Annotated in this window: 13 protein-coding genes; 1 reads left to right on the top strand and 12 read right to left on the bottom strand. The window is 38.1% G+C overall.

Features of this window, described 5'->3' with window-relative positions:
- Positions 1-85: 85 nt before the first annotated feature.
- The 9 genes from IHV10_RS17675 to IHV10_RS17635 form a co-directional block, all read right to left on the bottom strand.
- A complete protein-coding gene (locus IHV10_RS17675) occupies positions 86-256 on the bottom strand; it encodes a hypothetical protein (RefSeq protein WP_186320649.1) in 171 nt (56 codons plus the stop codon).
- Positions 257-299: 43 nt separating this feature from the next.
- Entirely contained in the window at positions 300-1,568 is a 1,269-nt protein-coding gene (locus IHV10_RS17670; RefSeq protein WP_197132544.1) for an ATP-binding protein, read from the bottom strand.
- Between the two features lie 118 nt (positions 1,569-1,686).
- On the bottom strand, positions 1,687-3,486 hold the full coding sequence (locus tag IHV10_RS17665; protein ID WP_197132541.1) for an ABC transporter ATP-binding protein: 1,800 nt from the start codon (positions 3,484-3,486) through the stop codon (positions 1,687-1,689).
- On the bottom strand, positions 3,452-5,209 hold the full coding sequence (locus IHV10_RS17660; RefSeq protein ID WP_197132538.1) for an ABC transporter ATP-binding protein: 1,758 nt from the start codon (positions 5,207-5,209) through the stop codon (positions 3,452-3,454). Before IHV10_RS17660 ends, IHV10_RS17665 begins: the two co-directional genes overlap by 35 nt.
- 134 nt (positions 5,210-5,343) lie before the next feature.
- Positions 5,344-6,342: a cation diffusion facilitator family transporter gene (locus IHV10_RS17655; protein ID WP_197132535.1), complete on the bottom strand. Its 999-nt coding sequence runs from the start codon at positions 6,340-6,342 to the stop codon at positions 5,344-5,346.
- 289 nt (positions 6,343-6,631) lie between these two features.
- Complete coding sequence (locus IHV10_RS17650; RefSeq protein ID WP_197132714.1) at positions 6,632-8,053, bottom strand: alanine/glycine:cation symporter family protein; 1,422 nt, start codon at positions 8,051-8,053, stop codon at positions 6,632-6,634.
- Between the two features lie 365 nt (positions 8,054-8,418).
- Positions 8,419-8,874: a threonine/serine exporter family protein gene (locus tag IHV10_RS17645; RefSeq protein ID WP_137791495.1), complete on the bottom strand. Its 456-nt coding sequence runs from the start codon at positions 8,872-8,874 to the stop codon at positions 8,419-8,421.
- A gap of 15 nt (positions 8,875-8,889) precedes the next feature.
- Entirely contained in the window at positions 8,890-9,651 is a 762-nt protein-coding gene (locus IHV10_RS17640) for a threonine/serine exporter family protein (RefSeq protein ID WP_191754508.1), read from the bottom strand.
- 142 nt (positions 9,652-9,793) lie between these two features.
- Positions 9,794-9,955, bottom strand: coding sequence for a hypothetical protein (locus IHV10_RS17635; protein WP_197132532.1), 162 nt, complete (start codon positions 9,953-9,955; stop codon positions 9,794-9,796).
- A 91-nt stretch (positions 9,956-10,046) separates the two neighbouring features.
- Here IHV10_RS17635 and IHV10_RS17630 point away from each other — a divergent pair, with 91 nt between their 5' ends.
- Positions 10,047-11,009 carry a LacI family DNA-binding transcriptional regulator gene (locus IHV10_RS17630; protein ID WP_197132529.1) on the top strand — a complete coding sequence of 321 codons (963 nt, stop codon included), beginning with the start codon at positions 10,047-10,049 and terminating at the stop codon, positions 11,007-11,009.
- Positions 11,010-11,071: 62 nt separating this feature from the next.
- Here IHV10_RS17630 and essA read toward each other — a convergent pair whose 3' ends face one another.
- From essA to essC, 3 genes are read right to left on the bottom strand one after another with little or no spacing between them, the layout of a single operon-like run.
- Entirely contained in the window at positions 11,072-11,572 is a 501-nt protein-coding gene (gene essA, locus IHV10_RS17625; RefSeq protein WP_197132526.1) for a type VII secretion protein EssA, read from the bottom strand.
- The gene (gene esaA / locus IHV10_RS17620) at positions 11,559-14,303 is read right to left on the bottom strand and encodes a type VII secretion protein EsaA (protein ID WP_255552066.1); all 2,745 of its coding nucleotides are present in this window, start codon (positions 14,301-14,303) and stop codon (positions 11,559-11,561) included. Before esaA ends, essA begins: the two co-directional genes overlap by 14 nt.
- A 26-nt stretch (positions 14,304-14,329) precedes the next feature.
- Complete coding sequence (gene essC, locus IHV10_RS17615) at positions 14,330-18,814, bottom strand: type VII secretion protein EssC (RefSeq protein WP_197132520.1); 4,485 nt, start codon at positions 18,812-18,814, stop codon at positions 14,330-14,332.
- Positions 18,815-18,819 lie beyond the last annotated feature (5 nt).

Genomic DNA, 18,819 nt, shown 5'->3' with positions numbered 1-18,819 from the left:
TTAAATAAAATAAACTTTAAACATAAAACATAAAAATATGTCAAATTACCAAAAAAGCCTGTAGGTTCTACAGGCTTTCTGAACATCATTCTTTTGAATGTTTTTCTTTGTGATTAAGATAGTCTTCTTCTTCATTTTTTGGTTTTTTCTTTCTAGCTTGGCGCACGATTAATATAACAATAATGACAACTAACAATAAGCTGACATTTAAGAAGCCTCCAAAAAACTTAAAGAGTTCAGACATAAAGTTATCCATGCTGCTTCACCTCTTCTCAGCATTTTCCCCTTTTTTACGGTTTTTAAACCGTTTCTCTACTAAGAAGGTGAGTGAGAGGCAGTGTTATACTGACTTTCGTACCTTTACCTAACTTACTCGTATAATCTACTCTTCCACCCATTGATTCAATGATTCGAGTAGATACCATCGTTCCTAAACCGGTTCCTTGCTCTTTCGTGGAAAAGAAAAGTGAACCCACCCGTGCAAGCTGTTCTTTCGTCATTCCTTTACCTGTATCCCTCACAATAATCTTTACGCTGTCATCCTCTTCTATTAATTTTATAGTCACGCGTCCTTCTTTCGGTGTTGCCTCTACAGCATTTTTCAAAATATTTATAAGTGCTTGTTTTAACTGATTGCGGTCCGTAGTTATGACAGCGTCTGATTCAATAGTGTGTGTGAGCGAAATTCCTTCCTTTAACGCATAAGGGTTTAATAGAATGCTTAATTCCATTACTAATAAGGGAAGAGGGAATGTCTCAATCTTTTTAAATTCAGGTTTTGCAAAATTCAAGTAATCGCTAATAATATTTTCAGCTCTTCCTAGTTCACTAAGGATGAGTGGATAGTAATGCTTATGTCTCTCGTCTTCCCCTTCCATCAACTGAAGAAACCCTTTTACAACAGTTAGCGGATTACGAACTTCATGTGCGATGGATGCAGCGAGCTCTCCAAGCGTATGCTGCTTCTCAGAACGACGGATCTCATCCTTCATCAAGTTTCTTTCAATGACAGATTCATTAAGAACAGCTGCGAAAACAACTGCTAAGATCTGAATGGTGCCAAACACACCTATGTATAGTACTAATTTTTGATCAAACACTAAAAAATCCTGATTAAAAGACAAATAGATCAACAAGATGATCAACTGGACAAGCGCTGGCCATGACCCTATTATAATTGAGAGATGAACCCTCTTCTTCGGGGTGGATTTCCAGAAGTATTTATAGATGAAAAAAGGGACTGAGCAAGCAATTACTGCTACGATATACGCTAAGAACAGGGTTTCGCCACCCATAGCTGTTCTAGTCAGCATAAGAGCAGCTATCGTTATGATTCCAGAAATCGGACCACCATAAAAAATAGACAGAACGACCGGAACATACCTTAGATCCCAGTACAGTGAAGAATCATAATACGCAAAATACATACAAAGCGATGCGGCCGAACCATATAATAAGCCTAAGAAATATGGTGACCTGCCTATTTTCCGATGTTCGAACAAAAAGCTATAGCTTAATACGGGCGCAAGAACAATTAAAACATGTAAAAGCAGCTTCTCAACGATCATTCTATACTCCTTAGTCCGAGTGTCTTATGTTTTATCAATACGACAAAAAAAGGGCAATTCCTTCAAGAATCGCCCTTTTGTTATGACTAAAGTCTCATTCACCAATCATATTCACTTATCATGCATCTTGTTTTAATTGACTGTGATAGAGAGAATAATAGAATTTCTTGTTTTTTAACAGCTCTCCGTGTGTCCCTTTTTCTAGGATACCACCATCGTGAAGGACTAAAATTTGATCAGCCTGTTGAATCGTGTTCAATCGATGTGCAATCACAAAGCTCGTTCTACCCTGCATAAGACGCTGCAGAGCTTCTTGTATCTTCATCTCAGTAATCGTATCAATGGAGCTAGTCGCTTCATCTAAAATCAGTAAAGACGGATCTGCCAATATCGCTCTTGCGATAGATAAAAGCTGCTTTTGGCCCTGACTAATGCCGCTGCCTTCTTGGTTCAGTATCGTTTGATATCCTCTAGGCAGCTTCTGAACGAAAGAATGAGCATTCGCTAGTTTTGCAGCATTCATCACTTCTTCATCCGTCGCATTCAACCGTCCATACCGAATATTCTCAAGGATTGTTCCCTCAAACAAAAAAGAATCTTGAAGAACAAACCCCATATGACTACGGAGCGAGCTTCTTTTCACTTTTTTAATGTCATGTCCATCGATTAAGATCTGACCACTATCGCTTTCATAAAACCTAGAAAGCAGATTTACGATGGTAGTTTTTCCTGCACCAGTCGGCCCCACCAAGGCAACCGTCTCTCCCTCTTTCACAGAAAAACTCAATCCACTCACGGTTTTTTCATCCTTTTCATAAGAGAAGGAAACATCTTTAAATTCTACTTTTCCTTTTACAGAAGGCAGTTCAGCAGCCCCGGTCTCATCCTTCTCTTCTTGTGATTCATCAAGGATTTCAAAGACTCTCTCTGCTCCAGCAACCGCAGATAGTAGCGTATTAAATTGGTTGGCTAAATCGTTGAGTGGTCTCGTAAATTGTCTCGAATACTCAACAAATATAACGATTACACCGATTGAAACTTTTCCCTCTAGAGCAAGCATGCCACCGATTCCAGCAATTAATGCAAAGCTTCCATTGTTGAGCACGTTCATCAATTTCGGTATAAAACCGGAGAAGGTTTGAGCCCAATATCCAGATTCTCTCAACCGCTCATTCTTAACCATAAATTCTTCCATCACTCTTTTTTCCTGCGAAAAGGATTTTACGATACGCTGACCAGAAGTGATCTCTTCGATATATCCATTGATCTCACCCAGATTTCTTTGTTGCTCTTTAAACCGCGCACCTGTTCTTTTTGTAATCCACTTTAGACCAAAGAACATGAGTGGAACGATAGATAAAGAGATCAGCGTTAGTATGGGACTTAAATAGATCATGACACCGACTGTTCCAACAAGGGTGAGTATGCTTGAGAATACTTGAATAAACGAACTGTTCAGCGTGGAACTGACATTTTCTATATCATTCGTCACCCGGCTCATCAGTTCACCATGTTGCCGTTTATCAAAAAAGGAAATCGATAATCGGTGAAACTGGTTAAACAGATCGTTTCTCATTCTTAATACGGTATCTTGTGCGATGCCGATCATCCAATAGTTTTGCAGCCAAGTCGAAAGAGATTGACCTACAAATACAAAGATAAGACCGAATAAAAGTTTGTTTAATCCATCTATATTTTCTTTTACGATATACGAATCTATAGCCATACCGATCAAAAAAGGACCGAGTAAGCTTAAAGCCGAGCTTATGATGACCATGAGCAACACTAGACTCAGAAGGAATTTTTGATCAGAAAAATAACTTCCGATCCGTTTGATCGTACTTGCCCAATTTTTAGGTTTTACTTTTTTTCCAAATAAATGATTATGTGGATGAGGTCTGTTTGAATCCTTTGACATGCTGAAAGTCCTCCTCCCCAAACTGTGATTGAACGATTTTTACATACAATGGTGAGGTATTCATCAATTCTGTATGTGTTCCCCATGCCTCAACTGCTCCATCGTCTAAGAGCAGAATATGATCCGCTTCCATCGCAGTACTGATTTTTTGCGTAATAATAAACGTTGTGCAAGAATACGTTTTTAGCGCTCTTAACAGCTTTGCTTCCGTTTTCAAATCCAATGCACTCGTACTATCATCCAGCATAAGTATCTTAGGTTTGCGAAGTAGTGCTCTTGCGATAGACAAACGCTGTTTCTGTCCGCCAGAGAGGTTGACACCACGCTGACCCACTCGGGTATCATACTGATTCGGCAATTTTTCTACAGTCTCATGAATTTGTGCGTCGACTGCCGCTGATACAACTTCATCAGAAGTAGCTCCCTCTTTTCCCCAGCCAATATTCTCTGAGATAGACCCAGTAAAAAGAACCGCTTCTTGAGGGACAACACCGATTGCTTTTCGAAGCGTTTCAATCGGATAGTTCTTTACATTTATCCCATCAACAAGTACTTCACCTTCTGTTACATCATAAAGCCTAGGTACGAGTTGAAAGAGTGAAGTCTTACCAGAACCTGTAGAACCAAGAATCGCTAACGTCTGTCCTGGATTTACAGAAAAAGTGAGATTTCGAAGAACAGGTATATCGCTTTCTGGATAGTGGAAAGAAACATTCTTAAATTCGACTAATCCGTTACCTATCTTCAGAGAGTGATCTGTATCTTGAGATTCAACAAGGTCAATCTCTGTATCAAGCACTTCTCCTATTCGCTGTGCAGATGCTTTCGCACGGGAGAAAGCCATAATAATAAATGAGATAATCGTAAGTACGGAGGAAATACGGAATGAGTAGTTTACGATCGCTACCACTTCTCCAACCTCTATAGATCCCATGCTTACTTGTCTGCTGCCGAACCAAAGGATGAACAAAATTCCAATATTCATGACAAACAATAAGACAGGAATTGATACCTCAATTAAGCGAAGAGATGAGACTGTCTTTTCCTTCAATCCTCCGCTCGCTTGTTCAAAGCGATTTTTCTCGAAATCTCTTCGTAAAAAGGCTTTAATCAGACGCATTCCCATCAGATTTTCACGCATCACACGATTCACGCCATCTAGCTTGTCTTGAACATCCCTAAACATACTGCCCGCAGTCTGGAGAACCCATTTTAAGAAAAATAACAAGAACGGTAATAAAACGACTAGCACTAGAGCAAGTTTCCAGTTCACAATTAAAGACATGATCACGCCACCTGCTAGTAACAGAGGTGCTCTAAGCATGATCCGCAAACTCATAAATACTGTATTCTGAAGTTGTGTCACATCATTTGTCATTCGTGTTATTAACGATGAGGCAGGGAACTTATTGAAATTCACAAAAGAAAAAGACTGCACCTTCTCAAAAACACGCCGTCTAATATCAAAACCATAGTTCTGACTAACATGTGCTGAGAAGAACGAATTCGCAATACCAGCTGCAAATGCGACTAGAGCAAGCCCAAACATGACAGCTCCCCAATACTTAACAACGCTTAAATCACTTTTTAAGATACCATCATCAATAATTTTCGCCATAATTAACGGCTGCAGAAGTTCAACTCCAAGTTCAGTTAACGTTAAAAAAAGAGCAACACCTATCGCGACACGGTACGCTTTTAAATACGAAAATACTTTCCACATAATTTATCCCCCGAACATTACCGATGTTTAACAAACTTAACCATCTATCATTATATTATCCTTTTTCTTAAAAATATTTAACTATTTCGACTTCTTATCCTATTTTTTTCTAAATGAAAAACCCGCCAATATGCTTAGCGAGTCTTCTCCACCTTATCTTCTTTTCCGTTCACTTCAATTTCTGCTTTCTTTGGCCATGTTTTTACATGGTCAGTTTCTAAGATCCCCATCGTAACATCACCAATGTCGGTATCTTCTAAAAGCTTATCTCTCACCCGATACTTAATATCATCAGCATCAGCCAGAGTAAATCCTTCTTTTAATTCAATATAGCTTTCTACGTGATACCTTCTACCTTCTTGTAGGATTCTTAGCTCTTTTATGTCCACGACATCTTGGTCTGAAAGAATCACATTCGCAATTCGATCTTCAACTACTTTTGGTGCAGCAACACCAATCAGCCCTCGTGTGTTTTCAATCCCTAACTTAAAAGCTACAACGACCAAAAGGATTCCGATCAATAACGTACCGATACCATCTAATATGTACGCCCCGGTTAGGTCGGCTAATACGATAGATATGAGAGCTAACAAAGCCCCAGAAGTCGCGATTAAGTCTTCGTAAAAGACTAAGCGTGTTGGTGGTGCAGCTAAAGCAACATTCTTAAAAGACTCCTTTACGATCCCGAATCCTTTTGCATCACTTCTTGTCTCGTGAACAATCTCCTTCATCGCCTTTATGAGGATAAAGCCATCAACTAAGATCGCTAGTATCATAATTGATATATTCAATAATAGATTCGTTGAAGATTGTGGATTCTGTATAAGCTTCCACCCTTTTAATATCGTTTCGTAAGCCATGATCGAAACTACGATTACAGCCACTAGAACGAACAGATTCACCACGCGGCCAAAACCTGCCGGAAAGCGTTTAGTCGGTTCTTTTTCAGAAAGAGCACTTCCGAAAAATACAAACGCCTGGTTTAATGCATCTGCAGCCGAGTGCAGAGTTGTTGCGAACATAGCACCACTTCCACTGACTGCGGCAGCAATCCCTTTTGCAATAGCAAGTACTGTGTTTCCTAATGCGGCAATGCCAGACGACTTATTTCCTTTTTTAAGTAGTTCAATCAAAGGTCTGCCTCCACTCTTGTTTTGTTTTTAACATAAAAAAATAGTCAGGTATTTCATTTATCCTTATTGACTACGTGAGCGAAACGTATTGCGTGTCCACATCAATAGCTAATTGGGTTAGGAAGCTTTTGCCTCTCCTTAGAAAGCAAGTATCTGGATACGGGAACAATACTTCCAAAAACAACAAAGGATATGAAAACATCTTTTTAATAAGAATTCCTGTAATGCTTCTTATTTAAACCACAATAAAAAAACAGGCTGCTACAAACAGCCTGTTCATAATTGTTCACTATGATACTTTCTCTTCGTTATTACCTTGTGACTCTTTATATCCGCCTTCCCAATACTCAGCATTCTTAATGCCCAGTTTGGTTGAATCAAAAACTGGATCAAGCCCAGCTTTCTTTTGCTCCTCGTAATCTTTTAATACACGAAGTGCTGGCTTAGCTAAAATCAGGATAGCGATCAAGTTCAGCCAAACCATGATACCTAGGCCGAGGTCTCCTAGTGCCCAAGCTAAGTCTGCTGTTTTCACTGCTCCGTAATACGTCGTTCCTAACATTACAATCTTAAGCAAGAACATAGGAATTTTGTTGTTACGGCCTCTCATAAGGTATGCGATATTCGTTTCTGCAATATAGTAGTACGCCATAATCGTTGTGAATGCAAAGAAGAATAATGATATAGCAACAAATCCAGAACCGAACCCAGGAAGAACAGATTCAATCGCCTCTTGAGTAAAAGCAGTTCCCGCTTCTACGTTAGGAAGGTTCTCAACAATAAACGACTTGTCTGCTTCATTTTGAACATTGTACATTCCTGTAAAAAGAATCATGAAAGCTGTTGCTGTACATACAAGCCATGTATCAATATATACAGAGAACGCTTGTACAAGTCCTTGTTTAGCAGGATGAGATACTTCAGCTGCTGCAGCTGGATGAGGCCCTGTACCTTGCCCCGCTTCGTTTGAATAGATTCCTCGCTTAACGCCCCACATGATCGCAGAACCTACAATTCCACCAAATGCAGAATCAAAAGAGAACGCACTCCTAAAAATTAAAGAAAGTACTTCAGGAATCTGAGGGATATGGAAAGCAACAATGATTAATGAAACAAGCACATAGCCAATTGCCATAAATGGAACCACATATTGCGCTACATTGGCAATCCTTTTAACACCACCAAAAATGATAGCGGCTAAAATAACAATTAAGAAAATACCCGTTACGGACGGATTGATGTTAAAAGCATTATCAAGTCCAGCAGCAATCGAGTTAGACTGGATACCCGGCATCAGTAGTGCCATAGCAGCTAAAGCTGATATGGCGAAAATAATCCCGTACCATTTCCAACCTATACCCTTTTCAATATAATACGCAGGGCCACCACGATATTCCCCGTCCTGTTTCACTTTATACACTTGAGCAAGTGCTGATTCAACAAAAGCACTAGAAGCACCGATAAATGCGATCATCCACATCCAGAAAACCGCACCAGGGCCACCAAATCCGATCGCAGTTGCTGTTCCTGCGATGTTACCCGTTCCTACTCGGCCTGATAACGCAATCGCCAAAGCTTGGAAAGAGGAAACTCCCGCTTTCGAACTTTTTCCTTCTAACATGAGTTTGATCATTTCTTTAAAATGACGAACTTGCAAAAATCTCGTTAAAATTGAGAATAATAGCCCTACGCCTAAACAAAAATAAATCATCGGCTGACTCCACAGAATCGCCACTGCATCTCCTACAAACGTTTCAAAGCTGTTCAAAAACTTTACCCCCTTGTATTTGACTGAAAATTTTCTCTATTTGTAATTATATGATAAATCATATATGATTACAAATTGTGACCAGAAACGCCAAAATTATTTACGGTTTTTTACCTATTATGAAGTTAGTCATGGTAAGAAAACAAGATAAAATTCTTTCCAGTATGGACATTTGTATCTTTTGTCGTGTACAGTTCCTAGTTGAATCTCAAATATTCAGAAAAAAATAGTAGAATATAAGCATGAATAAATGTGCAATAAAAAAAACCACCTGATCATCAGATGGTTTTACATAACTATTATTAGGGTTAGTGTGTTTTGTTTACAATCGTCTTAAGCTTTGATTTCCGAATAATCTGGTTGATGACTTCAGAGAAAACAAGACCGATCGCAATAGAACCTGAAATCATAAAGGCTTTAGCAGCTAGATTAATTGCAAGATTATAATCATTCTCCACGAAGCTTCTCATTGCATTGTATGCAATACCGCCTGGTACTAAAGGAATGATGCCAGCTACGCTATATATGATAACGGGTGTCTTGTACTTTTTGGCAAAGTATTGTGAAGCGATAGCGATCGTAAACGATGCGATAACCGTTGCTAATACCATATCTACACCATTTGTTTCTAATAAAAAATAGAAAATCCATCCGATCATTCCTACTAATCCACAGTGAAACAGGGAGCGCTTCGGACCGTTAAAAATGATAACAAACGCTGCTGACGCTATAAAACTTGTAATGATCTGTTCAACAATTGTCATCGTGAACGCTCCTTCTTAAAAAAATGAAAAGATAACAGCGATTCCTGCACCTATTGCAAAAGCTGTTAAAAAAGCATCTGCGCCTTTAGCCAGGCCCGAGATAAGGTGTCCTGCCATTAAATCACGAACAGCATTCGTAATCAGCAAACCCGGTACCAAAGGCATAACGGACCCAATAATAATTTTGTCCAACTCACCACCAATTCCTGTCGAAACAAAGAAGAGAGCTTGTAATCCAATTAAAAGGGAAGCAGAAAACTCCGAGAAAAATTTTATAGGAACTAGCTGGTGAAAATAAAGCAGGGACAAGAACCCTAGTCCACCTGTGATAAAAGCGGGCAAAAAGTCTCTCCATTCCCCTTGAAACATGATTAGAAAACAGCCTGAAGAGACAGCTGCTGCTAATACGTGAATCCACAAAGAATAAGGAGAACCTGATGCACTAATCATTTTTAGCTCTTTATATGCTTCTTCGATCGTAAATTCACCAGCGCTGATTCTACGCGATATACCATTCACTTGTGCGACCTTCTCTAGATCTGTTGTTCGTTCGACAATTCGAATCAGCTTCGTCTTTGTAGGCTCATCACCTTCTACAGAAAAAAGAATTCCTGTTGGTGTTACGTAAGGGTGCGACTGATAAGCACCAAAAGAAGAAGCGATACGCATCATCGTATCCTCCACACGGTACGTTTCAGCTCCGCTTTGCAGCATAATTTTGCCTGCTAGTAGACAAACTGCCATTATGTCGTAGGTTTCTTGTTTCTCCATTTCCATTTAGCATACTCTCCAATTAATTACTTACCTTCATTCTACCCAAAAGTAGAGCGTTAATATTTTTACAGTTTAACTGATTGTGACTAATTTCGGCAATGGAGTTGAACAAGTTTACAGATGTTACTACAATAAATTTAATAGGTTAGTCACCATACACATCAAACAAATAACTGAACTGATCCTTTTTATCCCTTTTCTTTTGGGGCAGTCCGCTTTTTTCCTGAAGTGAAACTGTAAATGAAGACAGGGACAGGACTGAGAAGCACATAAAACTAAGACTAACAATGCCAGTTAAAATCACCATACGGCATACCTCCTTTTGGATATATACAAAGGGTATGGTATGAAACGCGTTTCAGAGCAAGAAAAACTTTTTTAAAAGAAAAGGTGAAGGCATGACCAACATAAGAGATATAGCAAAGATGGCCGGTGTTTCTGTTACGACAGTCTCCCGCGTGATCAATAATCATCCGTATGTAAGTGAGGAAAAAGTATCAGCCGTTAAAGCTGCTATGAAAAAGTTCAATTATCACCGTAACATCAACGCCGTTCATCTGAGCAGAGGAAAGACGCACTTGATAGGTGTAGTCGTCCCTTTCTCTAACCACCCTTATTTTGGTTTATTGATCGAGGGAATCGCGAACGCAGCATTGAACCACAACTATAAGCTTGCTCTTATTCAAACCAATTATGAAGAAGCGAAAGAAATGGAAGCTTTAAGGATGCTTGAAGATAAGCAGATTGATGCACTGATCATCTGCTCTAGGATCTGTGAGTGGGACGTCATTGAAAGTTACAGAAAGTATGGACCAATCGTCCTTTGTGAAGATTCAAGAAACGATAAGATCTCTACTACATTTATTGATCACTATAAAACATTTACAATGGCTCTAGATTATCTGTACAAAAAAGGGCATCACCATATTGGCTACACGATTGGGAGACAGACTGGAACTAACAGCAAGCAACGAGATGCTGCTTATAAAGAATTTCTAACAAGGTATTCCTTACGTTATGAACCAAATTATATTTTCACAAGCCGTTTCGATGTAGAAGATGGGGTCAGTGTGGTAGAGAATTTATTGGATATGAAAAATCGTCCGACCGCTTTACTTGTCACGAGTGATCAAGTAGCTGCAGGAATCTTAACAGCATGCAGAGAAAACGGTTTGTTTGTACCTGACGACGTCGCAATCATGAGCTTTGATAATCAACCCATCTCAAAAGTAATGCATATTACAACACTTGAAATACCTTTTGTTGAAGTCGGCAAAAAACTTTTTCAGCAAGCATTGAACGGTCAGGAAGTTTCGCATGAAGAGATCCAGGTACGATTGATCGAGAGGAAGACGGTTTAAATAAAAAATAAAGAAAGCTAGCTCTTAGAAGGTAAATAACCTCATAAGAACTAGCTTTTTTGTTAAGGATGACTGTTTGCTCCTGATCTGGTTTTTCTCATACCAGGTATCAGTAGTGCTAGTAAAACAGCGACACCTAGAATAATTAATGCAGAATAAATCACCGAAATAGAAAATCCCGATTTATTAACATTCTGCTCTTCATCATCTACAGAGTTAGAGAGAGTATCTTCACTTCCTGCGGAGAAAAGTCCCATCGTTTTAGCTTTTGATGCAGTACTATTATCCATCTTAACAGATTGGTCAAACAAACCACCCTGCAAATCTTCCAATTGGTTATCCGCCGTCTTCGTGAACGTTAAATCTTTCTGCTCTTCTGGAAGCCGCTCTTTCTTATCAGACAGTGATTCCTCTTGAAGATATTCCGTACTCTCTTTAATCTGGTTTTCTTCATATAGATTTGGCGCTAAATCTCTAATGGTTGCACCTGCAAATACTGTTTCTGGTCCAATGCATATGAGAAATAGTATCATGCCCGATAAAATCTTTTTAATAAGCTTCATGCGCCTGATCCGTATTTGCTTTCTTAGATGGTTTTTTCCATAATCGAACGGCATATGGAATTAAAGACAATAAAATTGTCAATCCAACTAAGAAAAAGCAGCCTATTAAATAATCATTATCTGCACCGTATTGTATGGACAGATATACAGCAGACATTGGATCTTCATATTGGAAGTTAGGTGCTGCTAGAGCAAGTAAAGGACTAACAAAGAATAAGATTAAACCTACACTAGCAATCCATCCAATGAATTGGCCAACATTAAACGCTGAGCGCACTAAGGTTGATGCAGCTGTCAGCAATAATATGGTGAATACAGAAAACTGAATCGAATTTGTATTTGATAATGAATAGATCTCTAATCCAAATAAACTAATAACAAGACCTACGATCAAGTTCAGCAATCCGAAAACAGAATTTTTCACTAAAAACGGAAGTGGGCTAAAGTAGTAACTAAAATAGCCAATTAGTAAACTACTAATTAAAATGACGATAAGAATTGCCACTGGCGGTACAGCTTTAACAGCTTGTGAATCTACCTGTGGATTATCTCCCGAAACTTTTAATGGATTAGCTAAGTAATCATATACGTACCCATTACTTTGCCCATCTACGTAAGTATTGCCGAGTACATCAAATACATCATCTCTTACCAACTTTGTAGATTCTACATTCGTTGTCCATTTTTCATTTAATACAGTTGCATCATTCTGAACACTGCTTACTTTTGTTTGTATATCACCCGTATAATTCACGACTGAATTTTGTCTTTCACTTAACGAGTCCATTAAAGTATCGATCATACTGACCTCTTGGCTAATACTTTGCTGATTTGTTACTAACAGTGATCCTTCTCCAGCTTGTTCAGGTTCACTCATTTGCATCTCTTGTAACTTTACTAAAACAGTATTTGCGCTTTCCTCAATAGAACCTATGTCAGTCATTAATGCTTCCTGCTGGCCTTCAAGGGTAAATTGATAATTCTCTTTAAACTGAGAAAACGAATTCCCTAATCCTTTCATCTCCTCTTGTGTAGCTGGAAATGAACCATTTACAGCATCCCATTTCTCTTGTTCTTCTCCATTTACACCAAGAGTCTGTTCTACTCTCTTATTAAATTCTTCATTAGCTAGTACAGTTTCCTTATTATCATTCTCAGCCCCCACTAAGGTCGTGTGATACTCAGAAAGTAAAGCATAATACGCAAGGGTACCATCGAAAGAGTTAATCGTAAGAGGGGTACTAAACAGACCTGTAAGACTATCGTTTAAATCTAATATTTCTTGTTCTTTTTTACGAATTTGATTATATAGATTGAAAAACTCATCATTCAAAGTGGTTGTGTTGATTACATTCTGATAGTTAGAAAGAAGTTGATCGTAAGCAACTTTTAACTTATCATACTCTTGCTTCCAACCAGATTGATTGGATTTTGACTCAATCTTTCCTTTGACAGCAATAACCCGGTTATTTAAGTTCGTTAATTCAGTTATGGCTTTATTAACATTTTCTGGTTTAGGATCAGGGACAAGCTTTAACATCTCAATGATTTCTGAAGTTTTTTGGCTAATTGATTGTAATTCGCCTAATTCTTCAGTAAAATCTGTTGGATTTGGCTGACCAGGAGTTCCAGGTGTTCCAGGTTGTCCACCACCACCAGGATTACCTCCACCTACTTGACCACGAGTTGCTTTTATCTTCTCTTCTAACGTAGCTAGCGTTGATTGTTTCTGCTGAAGGATAAAGGCATCTAATAAATCGTTGTGGAGGACCTTCATATCCGTTATTTGTCGTTCAACTTGTTTCATTCTTTCGTCGTTCAGACTAGCAATAGACTGATTATTTCCTTCCAGTAAATCGTTCATAGAATTCATACTCGATACAAAATAATCACCTTGTTCACGGAAGTACTGGTTGGTTTCAGCTTGTTTATTTACTAAACTTTCCTTACCTGCCTGAATAGATTGTAGATTTGTTTGCTGAGCTTCTCCTAATAGCAGCTGCTGCTCAGATTGATAGTTTTTATATTGTTCCACATAAGTAACAAAGGATGTTAAATTTTGTTCGAATTGCTTTAAATTATTACTTCCTTGCGCAGACGAATCGTCCGCTTGCTTCATACTTGATTGAAGCTGAACCAGCATATCTTTCTGCCTCTGCAGTTCGCCGGCAAGTTCACCGGAACTAGGCTTATAAAAACTAATCATCGTCGTTTGGAACTCAATCTCTTTCTCAAGTATACGGTCAAACTCTGTTCTGACCTTTTTCATATCCTGAGAAACATAATTCCAATAAAGTGAAGTCATCTGTTTATTTAAGCGATTACCTGCATAATCCAATTCACGTAATATTTTTTCTTTATTCACAGCCGTTAACTGCGATTGAACCGTATATTGAAAATCTGCTTTAGTTGGCTGCTTTTCATCATATGTCATAACATTAGATGTAAAGTTTGAAGGAATATAAACTACAGCATCGTACTTCTTGTTTTTAAGACCGCTATCTGCTGCACTTCTGCTGATAACTGTATACTTATAGTCGGATCCATCTTTTAGAATAGCTGGAACTTCCCTGCCTAACTGTAATTGATTCTCCTTTTCTTCTGAACCGAGATCTTCATTTACAATTGCTATAGAACGGGTACCGTTAGCTTTTACTTCCATAGGATTCTCTCCCAAAAAGTTCATAAACAGTTGGGGGAATACTAGAATAATAGCCACAGCCAAAAGCATCTTTATCCTATATTTCCATGAGTTCATCATGTGTATATCTTCCTTTCGATGACACTTAGAGGAATTTGAATTTTTGTTTCTTTTCCATTTTCTACGTAATAACCGTACCCTGCATGAACATCTTCTTCTTTCCTGTTATACGGTAAGGTAAACAGGCTTTGTTCCGATTTTTTCATCAAAACGAGTGCTTGTCGAATTTGTTTGATCTCGTTCGTAAACAAGTCAAAGCCTTTTGTGATTTCGTTGTTATTTCCTGAGACAATAACATTGAACCCAAGATGACTGTAATTCTTCATGTACTTAGATAACCGATCTTGAAGTAGACTGTCAGTAGATTGAAGGAATCTTGAATATCCATCAACAACAAAATATAAAGGTGCGAAAGATTGATTCAATGTTGTACCATTGGATAAAGCTTCTACATATTCCCTCTCTCTTTGCTTAAGTACTTCTTCTGTTTGATCTAGCCACGCAGAAATATTTTCTTTCGTTTCGAGATACACGACTTTTTCCTCTCCAACATAATTCGAAAGTCCACGATCCACTGAATCGAACATACCTATCGTTTCTGTATCTTGAAGCAAAATGGTATTTAGCATAACCCTTAACGCATTTGTTTTTCCTTTTTGTGTTTGTCCAACAATTAAACAATGCTTATTCTTAAGGAAGTTCATATAGACTGGCTGCACAAATTCCTCATCAAGCCCAATCGGTATGATACCTGGTCTTTGTTTTCCTTCGGTATATTGCGTAAAATTCACCATCGTAAGTTCAGATGGCAGCATTGGAATTGGTTCTGGACTCGCACTATCTTTGTACTTTTCAACAATTCCCATAATATCTTGTTTCATATGTTCTAATAGTTCATAATCGTCATCGCCACGAGTAGGCAGATAAACTTGTGAGAAATATGCTTCTTCTCGCTTGATAATCGCTCTTCCTGGGATAGGTTCTAATGAAAAAGGCACCTTGCCGAGAACAGTATACGATTCTGAATGATCCATTAAATAATGAACAATTTTTGTTTTTAAGTTGTTCATGAGAGACTGTCTGATTGAATTGATTCTTGTAGCAGTAAAGATCATATAGATTCCTAGTGCTTGTCCATCACGTGCAAACTGAGTCATCTGCATTTCTAAGTCTGGCATCTCTTCTTTAACTAAATCAAAGTTATCAATCGTTAAAAAGATGATTGGTAACTTTTGTTCGTGAAGTTTGTTATACATTTTAATGCTGCTTACTTCACTTTTTTGGAATTGCTGCTTACGCTCTGCTATTTCATCTTTTAAAAATCTCATGAACTTTTCTATCTTTCTTTCTTCGTCCATCAGGAAGTAATCTGCTGTATGAGGAAGCTGTTTTAAAGGTAGAAGAGCCCCATTTCCAAAGTCAAACAGATAATAGTGTAACTCTTCAGGACTTAACTTTGTTGCCATAGACATTAAAATTGTCATGACAGAGTGCGACTTACCATACCCCGAAGAACCAAAAATCCCAATGTTTCCATCATCCATTAATTTGTATACATAAGGAGTTTGTGACTGTTTCTCAGGCTCGTCAACTAAACCTAAATAAATATCTGAGTCTTTTTCCTCAAACTCTATTTTATGAATTAAACGATTGTTTAATGGAGGCAGCCAAGGACTGTTGAGCTTTTTAATCCCCATTTCTTTCTGCAGCTCTTCAATTCGGTCAACAATGACATCTATTTCTGCTTCTGCATCCTTTTTCTTTTTAGAATCTGATGATAGTCCAGATAAAGGTACCAGACCTAAATCTGTTACAAGCGCGACTTCATCTTCACTTACAACGTTCTCTTCCAAGTATGGTGCGCCACTCCAAGCCGATTGGAATAATTCGTATACTTCATTATTACCGACCTGAAGGTACCCTCTGCCCGTTACTGTTATGGATGAAGCATCAGCATTTTTTAAAATTTCTCTACTGTCTGCGGCATCTTGAACCTTTAAAGCTATTTTAAATCGTGCGTTACTCCAAATCTGATCATCAATAACTCCGCCTGGTTTTTGTGTGGCAAGTATGAGATGCACACCTAAACTTCTTCCGATCCTCGCCGCACTAACTAATTCCTTAATGAATTCTGGTTCTTCACTTTTCAACTCAGCAAATTCATCAGAAATCAAAAACAAATGCGGCATAGGCTCGTTGGTTTCACCACGTTTATACAGATTTGTATATTCATTAATGTGGTTAACTTCGTATTTATCAAATAATCTCTGTCGTCTTTTTAACTCACTTTTGATTGAAGCAAGTGCCCTTGCAGTAAAGTTACGACTTCCCTCAATATTAGTAATCGTACCCAACAGATGGGGCATATTCTTAAAAGGCTGGGCCATTCCTCCACCTTTATAATCAATTAATAAAAAGGCAACTTCATGAGGATGGAAATTAACAGCTAAAGATAAAATGTAAGTTTGTAAGAATTCACTTTTACCAGAACCTGTCGTTCCTGCTAAAAGACCATGTGGACCATGTGCTTTTTCGTGCAAATTAAGTTCAACAAGATCTTCTTTACCTTTTAACCCTATTGGGACTGCAAGTGATTTAGAAGATTCTCTCGTTGTCCAATTGTGCTGAATCGGCAGATCAACAACTTCTTTTGCGCCAAATAGCTCGAGGAATGAAACACTATTTGGTATTGAATTCGTCATTCCAACAAGGTGATTCAAGGTCCTTAAGGTTCTTGCATATCTTTCATTTCCGTTTTGCTTATGTGCATCGAGTTTGAAGGGTATTTGTACAGCTTTTTTATCCTCGATTAATATGTCGCCTTCTGATTCATTAATATAGCGGACAAGAGTGTGAATATTATCAGTTAAACTTTCTTTTGTTTCTGCTGCAAATACTACCGAAATGCCTAAATGAGAGTATTCTCCTTCTAAATATTCAAGCAAAACATGTTCTGAAAGCAACTGTTGATCGAGTATGATAAAAACCAAGTGAGGGGAAAACGTCATTTTTTCTTTTTGACTACCAGTATCTAAATCACGTTCTCGAATCAACTCGTAAACAGAAGATAGTAACTGATCTCTCGTCTGCTCATTATAGATCAGACCTTTTGCATGAGAGTTAGGCAGCTGAAAATGCGGTAGCCATTTTACCCATTCCCATTGGCTGTAGTCTTTTTCATTAAAAATAAAAATTAACCTTACGTCATGATAGCTATGGAAAAATGCCAATTGGCCAATGAGTTGATGAAGTTCATTCTTCATCACCGATTCTTTGCCAATAAGCCCCATTGCTCCATTTGATAAATTAACTGTTATCGGAACATTTTTAACTTCTTGGTATACTTTTTCCATCTTTTGTGATTGTTCTAGCAGATCATCAATTTCTCTATTCGCCATATCTCCACTGTTTAAAGATAATGTATAGCTTGAAGGAACGTTCCCTAACCCTATTCTTATTTGAAGAAGATCATGGCTTTCAAGTGTTCTTTCCCAGATTCGATCAGATATTTCTTCTGTGTAATATTTCATTTGTTCAAACGATGGATAATGATACTGAAGCACGTTCCTCTGCTTTTCCGCTAACTCTTCAAGTTCTTTTCTCTTGTTATCGAGATACAAGTTGTAAACTTTCTGGCGTTTAATTTTTCTTTTCTTGAAGTTTCCACGTTCTTTAAAATACTGAACCGAAGAAGTAACAAGTGTAGTAGCAAACATCACCATTGAAACGATAATAAAAATCCCTCTAGGTTGTATGATTGCAACAATACCCATAACAAGCATCATTAATAGAGGAGGCATGATAATTAACCAAAGACCTCTATTGGGGTTTTCACCCTCTTGTGATGGAAATGACAGCGTTACTTTATCTTTGGGTAGATCAAAAACCATTCGTGGTGTTCTTCGATAATTAGGATATTTCTTGCTCATTTCTGAAACGGGCTTCTTTGATGCAGGGAGTTTGGTTATGAAGTCTTTTCTACTGATAACCTGAATTAAGTCTATATCTAATAACTTAATCGACATAAATGGCCAAAATAGAAGATCCCCTACCTCAAATTTTGTAGGACCTGCTATCTTATGGCCGTTCAGATAAAGCTCTCCTTTATTCGGTGAGATCATCCATCTCTCTCTAGCTTTTATTAGAACGAATGAAACTTCTTCAGAACCAAAGCTCTCTATAGATTGATAAGTGAGATCAGCCTCTGAGCCTGTTGCAGAAAAAGTGTACTCTTTTTCAAAGCCAATATAATAAGACTGTTGAATCTCACTATCATTTGTAAGATAGATTCGTAATGTTTGATCTCCATCTGATACCTGGAATAGGTTATCTACCATTACATGACCGATGACTTTATCATCTTGGTAAACCTCTATCTTTTCCTTATCTCGACTGATCGTCAAAATACCTTTGCTAAATGGAAAGTTTCTAACCGTAACGGAATCTGAAATGTTCGGACCTATCGTTATAGATTTAAGAGACTCGTTATCCAGGTTGATTTGCTGATAGTTGTTATTAAAAAACACCCATAGTGTGCTCATACTTC

Origin of the sequence: Fictibacillus sp. 5RED26, from assembly GCF_015903895.1 — a bacterium.
GTDB classification, from domain to species: Bacteria; Bacillota; Bacilli; order Bacillales; family Fictibacillaceae; genus Fictibacillus; species Fictibacillus phosphorivorans.
Note: the sequence above shows the minus strand (reverse complement) of the source record. Positions and strands in the feature narration are given on the sequence as shown.